1 protein-coding gene is annotated in these 315 nt (G+C 40.6%); it reads left to right on the top strand.

All coding sequences use genetic code 11. The features are described from left to right. Positions 1-315 (top strand): transposase (locus AAEZ22_RS18280; RefSeq protein ID WP_352298426.1); only part of this gene is annotated, 315 nt, incomplete at both ends.

Here is a 315-nt window from a genome sequence, read left to right as displayed (position 1 = left end):
AAATCAATTGCAACGCCAGCTTGCACGCCGAACTAAAGGTTCAAATCGCTGGCAAAAAACCAAACAACGCATCAACAAATTACACGGCAAAATCTCACGGCAAAGGCTCGACTTTGCACACAAAATTTCACGCCAGATAACCAATGAAAATGACATTTTAGTGTTCGAAGATTTAAACGTAAAAGGGATGCAAAAGTTCAATGGCAGCATGGTTGCCGACAATGTGATGGGCTTAATTACTCAGCTTTCAAAATACAAAACTGAGCTTGAAGGTAAACTCTATCACGAGATTGGCAGGTTTGAAAAATCCACTGG

Origin of the sequence: Pseudoalteromonas sp. 20-MNA-CIBAN-0454 (genome assembly GCF_040308685.1) — a bacterium.
In the GTDB taxonomy this organism is placed as follows: domain Bacteria; phylum Pseudomonadota; class Gammaproteobacteria; order Enterobacterales; family Alteromonadaceae; genus Pseudoalteromonas; species Pseudoalteromonas nigrifaciens.
Note: the sequence above shows the minus strand (reverse complement) of the source record. Positions and strands in the feature narration are given on the sequence as shown.